Here is a 5,955-nt window from a genome sequence, read left to right on the forward strand (position 1 = left end):
TCTCGACTCGCTCGATGCCGATTGTTTTGCCCGGATCACGGGGCGGGATTGCCTGTCTGATGTGCTGGATGGTTTGCGTGCCGCTCGCGAGGTGGGTTTTCGGCCGATCAAGCTCAACATGGTGGTGCAGGCCGACGTGAACGTGGACGAGGTGCAGCGCATGGTGGCGTTTGCCATCGAGCAAGGCTTTGTCTTGCGCCTGATCGAACCCATGCCGGTAGGCGACACCGGGCAGTTTGAACGCGCACGTGAGTGATCTGGTTGGACAGGTGGATTTGTTTGTGTCCGCGGTCGAGCGCCATCTCTCGGGGTGGACCACGCTGTTGCGGACCTTCCAGCTGGCCATGATGGTGTTGGCCATTCTGAGTGCCTTGGCGCTGATGTACGCGGGCTATGTGGTCATTCTGGAGCCGGTTTCCCGCCTCAAATCGGCTTTGCGTGACATCGAGCAGGGCGACTTCGCCACACGCGTCATCGTCGATGCGGGGGACGAAATGGGTTCGCTCGCCGATGGCTTCAACAGCATGGCGGAGAACCTGCATTCGCTCTACGGCAACCTTGAGGCCAAGGTGCGTGAGAAGACCGCCAGCCTGGAGACCAAACAGCAGCGTCTGAGTGCGCTGTACGAGGTGGCCGCTTTCGTGGCCAGTGCCGAGACCCTGGAGGAGTTGGCACACGGCTTTGCCAAGCACATGCGGCGCATTGCGCAGGCCGACGCGGTGGCCATTCGCTGGTCGGATGTGGCCAATGAGCGCTACGTGCTGCTGGGCAGCGATTGCCTGCCGCATGTCATGACCGAAGAGGAGCAATGCGTCCTGTCCGGTGACTGCCTGTGCGGTGCCAAGGTGGAGGCAGGCACCATGCCCAGTGTGAGGGTGATTCCCATTCTGGACGCCACGCGCAGCCTCTCGGGACAGTCGGCCGCACTGCGCGTGCACGATCATTGTGAGCGTGCGGGCTACACCACCCTGATCACCGTGCCTTTGGGCCTGCACATGCGCGTGCTGGGCGAGGTGGAGCTGTTTTACCGCGGTGATCCGGCTTTGAGTGAGGAAGAGAAGGCGCTGTTCGAGGCCTTGGCCAGCCACCTGGCCGGCGCCATGGAGAGCTTGCGGGCGGCCGCATTGGGTCGGGAGGCCGCGATTGCGTCCGAGCGACAGCTGCTGGCGCAGGAGTTGCACGACTCCATTGCCCAGTCGCTGGCTTTCCTGAAGATCCAGATGCAGTTGCTGCGCGATGCGATGGCCCGTCACGATCAGCCAGCCGTTGATGCGGCCATGGACGAGTTGGACGTGGGCGTGAGAGAGAGCTACAGCGACGTGCGCGAGTTGTTGCTCCATTTCCGTGTGCGTACCCACACCGACGACATCGAGCCCGCCTTGCGCGAGACGATCTCCAAGTTTGAACTTCAGTCCAAGATCAGGGCGCACCTGAGTGTCGAGGGCCACGGTCTGCCGCTGCCTCCGGATGTTCAGATTCAGGTTTTGCACATCGTGCAAGAAGCGCTGTCCAACACCCGCAAACATGCCAAGGCCACCCAAGTGTGGGTGGATGTGCAGACACAGCCGCATTGGCGGGTGCAGGTGCGCGACAACGGTTGTGGTTTTGACCTGAAAGCAGGGCCGCCCGACCATACCCATGTGGGCATGAGCATCATGTGCGAACGCGCACAGCGCATTGGCGCCGACTTGCACTGCGAGTCCGGGCCGGATGGCACGCTGATCGAGCTGCGGCTCCCCAATCTGGCGGCCAGCCGTTCAGGCGCTTCCACGACCCAACCCGGTGTTTTGACATGAACGATACCCGCACGGTCCGCCTGATGGTGGTGGACGATCACAACCTGTTTCGACGCGGCTTGATCGCCTTGCTGTCGCGCGACGAACGCATCGAGGTCGTTGCCGAGGCGCGCGACGCGGGCGAGGCGCTCAAGCTGGGTGCGCAGCATCGCCCCGATGTGATCTTGCTCGACAACCACTTGCCTGGCGTTCATGGGGTGGAGGCCTTGCCCCAGTTTTGCGCGACCGTGCCGGAAGCGCGCATCGTGATGCTCACAGTGAGTGAGGATGCCAACGATCTGGCACAAGCCCTGGCGCGGGGTGCGGCCGGCTACCTTCTCAAGACCGTGGAGGGGGAAGAGTTGGTCGATGCGGTGTTGCGTGCCACGAGGGGTGAATCGGTGTTGTCACCCGAGATGACAGGCAAGTTGATGGCGGCCTACCGGCAGGTGGTCGCCAGCACACCGGTGACTGCCGAGGCGCCTGCCGGCGCCGCGGTGGCCGAAGTGCCTGCAGACGATGCGGGCAGCACCGATCGGACCAAAGATGAAGGCAGCAGCGCGGTTTCACGTCTGTCGCCGCGGGAGCGCGACATTCTCAGGGAGATCGCACGCGGGGCCAGCAACAAGGAGATCGCTCGCACCTTGAGCATTGCCGAAACGACGGTCAAGATCCATGTGCAGCACATTTTGCGCAAGCTGAACCTGACCTCACGGGTGCAGGCGGCGGTGTTTGCCGTGACTGATCTAAATCAAGGAACGTGACGGACTACTCCTTTTGACCTATTCCGCCTGACCAACGGAAGGATGTTCACAGAAGGGTTATTTTTGAACACTGTGAGGCATAGGAATAGGAGCTTCCCATGTCTCAGAGAGGTAAGGCCTTATCGGTCTTGGTAGTCAGCACACTGGCCTTTACCGTGTGCTTCATGGTCTGGATGATGTTCGGCGTCATCGGGATCCCCATCAAGAAAACCCTAGGTCTGACGAACGCGCAGTTCGGCCTGCTGACAGCCATGCCCGTGCTCACGGGCTCTCTCGTACGGGTGCCTTTGGGTGTCTGGACGGACCGCTTCGGTGGTCGCATCGTGTTGTTCATCACGATGATGCTGTGTGTGGCGCCCATCTACCTGATGGCCTACGCCACCCAGTACTGGCAGTTCCTGGTGCTGGGCATGTTCGTGGGCTTGGCCGGCGGCTCGTTCTCGGTCGGTACGCCTTACGTGGCCCGCTGGTTCCCGAAGGACCAGCAAGGTTTCGCGATGGGCGTGTTCGGTGCGGGTAACTCGGGTGCCGCGGTCAACAAGTTCATCGCCCCGGCCATCGTGGTGGCTGCAGGCTGGACGATGGTGCCGCAGGTCTACGCTGCCATCATGCTGGGCACAGCCCTGCTGTTCTGGTTCTTCAGCTACTCCGACCCCACCCATCTGGTCCAGTCCAAGGCCAGCTTCGGCGACCAGCTCAAGCAGCTCAAGGACCCGCGCGTTCTGAAGTACTGCCAGTATTACTCCATCGTGTTTGGCGGCTATGTGGGTCTGAGCCTGTGGATGGTGCAGTACTACGTGGGTGAGTATGGCCTCGACATCCGCGTCGCCGCCTTGTTGGCTGCCTGTTTCTCTCTGCCCGGTGGGGTGCTGCGTGCGATCGGTGGCTATCTGTCTGACAAGCACGGCGCGCACAAGGTCACCTGGTGGGTGCTGTGGGTGTGCTGGATCTGCCTGTTCATCCTGAGCTATCCGCAGACCGATTTCACCATTGCCACCGTCAACGGCCCGCAAACCTTTCACATTGGCCTGAACGTCTACGCCTTCACGATCGTGATGTTCACCTTGGGCATCGCCATGGCGTTCGGCAAGGCCAGCGTGTTCAAGTACATCAGCAACGACTACCCCACCAACATCGGCGCCATCTCCGGCATCGTCGGGCTCGCTGGCGGCCTGGGTGGCTTCGTGCTGCCGATCATGTTCGGTTACCTGCTGGACCTCACCGGTGTTCGCTCCAGCGCCTTCATGTTGCTCTACGGCGTCGTCTGGGTCTCGCTGATCTGGATGTACATGACCGAAGTTCGCTCGCGTGACGTGGTGGGTGGTGAGCCCCAGCACGCTCCCGTCGGCAAGCGCGCCTGATTTCCCTCCTCAAGGACACATCATGTCAACCTCCCATACCTCGGCGGGCAAGGCCCGTCCAGGCACGACCCTGACGGTCTGGACCCCAGAAGACAAGGCCTTCTGGGAAGCAGAAGGCCAGGCGATTGCCAAGCTCAATCTGTGGATCTCGGTCCCGGCCTTGTTCCTGGCGTTTGCCATCTGGCAAATGTGGAGTGTGGTCGCCGTCAACCTGCCGTTGATGGGCTTCAACTACAGCACCAATCAGCTGTTCTGGCTGGCCTCGGCTCCCGCCCTGTCGGGTGCCACGCTGCGCATCTTCTATTCCTTCATGGTGCCGCTGGTCGGTGGTCGTCGCTGGACGGCGATCTCCACCGCCTCCCTGCTGATCCCTGCCATCGGGATTGGCTTTGCGGTGCAGGACCCCAGCACGCCATATCCGACGATGCTGATCCTGGCGCTGCTGTGCGGCTTTGGCGGTGGCAACTTCTCGTCGTCCATGTCCAACATCAGCTTCTTCTTCCCGAAGGAGCGCAAGGGCTCGGCGCTGGGCGTGAACGCCGGCTTGGGCAACCTGGGCGTGTCGGTGGTGCAGTTCTTGAGCCCCATCATCATCTCGGTGGGGCTGTTCGGCGTGCTGGGCGGTGAGTCGCAGACCATCGTCAACAAGGCCGGTCAGTCGTCCGAGATCTGGGCGCAGAACGCCGCCTTCGTGTGGGTGCCCTGGATCATCATCGTGAGCCTGGCCGCCTGGTTCTTCATGAACGACATCGCGGACGCCAAGGCTTCGTTTGCGACGCAAGCGGCCATCTTCCGCAACAAGCACAACTGGCTGATGTGCATCCTGTATCTGGGCACCTTCGGCTCCTTCATTGGCTACGCCGCAGGCTTCCCGCTGCTGATCAAGTCGCAGTTCAAGGATGTCAATCCGCTGGCCTACGCCTGGATCGGTCCTCTGGTCGGTGCGCTGATTCGCCCTGTGGGTGGCTGGTTGTCTGACAAGTTGGGCGGCGCCCGCGTCACCTTCTGGAACTTCATCGTCATGGCCCTTGCGGTGGTGGGGGTGCTGTTCTTCCTGCCCAAGGGTACGGGCAGTGCGTACGCCTTGTCGATCGGCCCCGCTGCAGGCAACTTCACCGGCTTCTTCCTGATGTTCCTGGTGCTGTTCCTGACCACTGGCATCGGCAACGGCTCGACATTCCGCATGATCCCGGTGATCTTCCTGAATCTGAAGACCAGCCGCGTCAAGCGCAACGACGAAGCCGGCATGAACGCCGCCATCAAGGAAGCGAACACCGAAGCGGCCGCTGTGCTGGGCTTCACCGCTGCAGTGGCGGCCTACGGTGGCTTCTTCATCCCCAAGAGCTATGGCACTTCGATCGGTGCCACGGGCGGCCCTGAGCTGGCGCTGATGGCGTTCATCGCCTTCTACCTGCTGTGCAGTGCGACCACCTGGTGGTACTACGCCCGCAAGGGTGCCGAGCAGCCTTGCTGATCTCTCACACGTGAATCTGACAGGAGTCAACACATGAGTCACTTTCTTGACCGCTTGACCTTCTTCGCTCAACCCAAGGAAGAGTTTGCAGAAGGCCACGGCGTCACCACGGGCGAGGATCGCACCTGGGAAGACGCTTACCGCAACCGCTGGCAGCACGACAAGATCGTGCGCTCCACCCACGGCGTGAACTGCACGGGCTCCTGCTCGTGGAAGGTGTACGTCAAGGGCGGCATCGTCACCTGGGAAACCCAGCAGACCGACTACCCCCGGACCCGCGACGACCTGCCCAACCACGAGCCCCGTGGCTGCGCCCGTGGCGCCAGCTATTCCTGGTATCTGTACAGCGCCAACCGAGTCAAGCACCCGATGGTGCGCGGAGAGCTGCTCAAGCATTGGCGTGCGGCACGTGCCATCGCCAAGTCACCGGTCGATGCCTGGGCTGCCTTGATGAGCAACCCGGACACCCGCCGCAGCTGGCAAAAGGAGCGCGGCCTGGGTGGTTTCGTGCGCGCCAGCTGGGACGAGGTCAATGAGATCGTGGCGTCTTCCAACGTCTACACGATCAAGCAATACGGTCC

At 61.9% G+C, this 5,955-nt stretch carries 5 protein-coding genes and 1 pseudogene; all 6 read left to right on the forward strand.

Going from position 1 to position 5,955, the window contains the following annotated elements; genetic code table 11:
* Nucleotides 1–256: pseudogene (locus tag ACMV18_RS09485) on the forward strand (GTP 3',8-cyclase MoaA); the annotation flags it as partial.
* On the forward strand, nucleotides 249–1,796 hold the full coding sequence (locus ACMV18_RS09490; RefSeq protein ID WP_420817633.1) for a histidine kinase: 1,548 nt from the start codon (nucleotides 249–251) through the stop codon (nucleotides 1,794–1,796). The pseudogene ACMV18_RS09485 and the gene ACMV18_RS09490, both read left to right, overlap by 8 nt.
* The gene (locus tag ACMV18_RS09495) at nucleotides 1,793–2,539 is read left to right on the forward strand and encodes a response regulator (RefSeq protein ID WP_420817634.1); all 747 of its coding nucleotides are present in this window, start codon (nucleotides 1,793–1,795) and stop codon (nucleotides 2,537–2,539) included. Before ACMV18_RS09490 ends, ACMV18_RS09495 begins: the two co-directional genes overlap by 4 nt.
* Before the next feature lie 98 nt (nucleotides 2,540–2,637).
* The gene (locus ACMV18_RS09500) at nucleotides 2,638–3,900 is read left to right on the forward strand and encodes an MFS transporter (protein ID WP_420817635.1); all 1,263 of its coding nucleotides are present in this window, start codon (nucleotides 2,638–2,640) and stop codon (nucleotides 3,898–3,900) included.
* A gap of 22 nt (nucleotides 3,901–3,922) precedes the next feature.
* Nucleotides 3,923–5,374, forward strand: a complete 1,452-nt coding sequence (locus ACMV18_RS09505) for a NarK family nitrate/nitrite MFS transporter (protein ID WP_420817636.1) — start codon at nucleotides 3,923–3,925, stop codon at nucleotides 5,372–5,374.
* A 33-nt stretch (nucleotides 5,375–5,407) separates the two neighbouring features.
* A partial coding sequence (locus ACMV18_RS09510) for a molybdopterin-dependent oxidoreductase (protein ID WP_420817637.1) occupies nucleotides 5,408–5,955 on the forward strand: 548 nt, incomplete at its 3' end.

The sequence above is a fragment of the Aquabacterium sp. genome (assembly GCF_048860245.1).
In the GTDB taxonomy this organism is placed as follows: Bacteria; Pseudomonadota; Gammaproteobacteria; order Burkholderiales; family Burkholderiaceae_C; genus Aquabacterium.

Bases quoted from the DNA above. Each gene is read 5' to 3' on its own strand.
- ACMV18_RS09495 (WP_420817634.1), top strand. From the start codon at position 1,793: ATGAACGATACCCGCACGGTCCGCCTGATGGTGGTGGACGATCACAAC.
- ACMV18_RS09500 (WP_420817635.1), top strand. From the start codon at position 2,638: ATGTCTCAGAGAGGTAAGGCCTTATCGGTCTTGGTAGTCAGCACACTG.
- ACMV18_RS09505 (WP_420817636.1), top strand. From the start codon at position 3,923: ATGTCAACCTCCCATACCTCGGCGGGCAAGGCCCGTCCAGGCACGACC.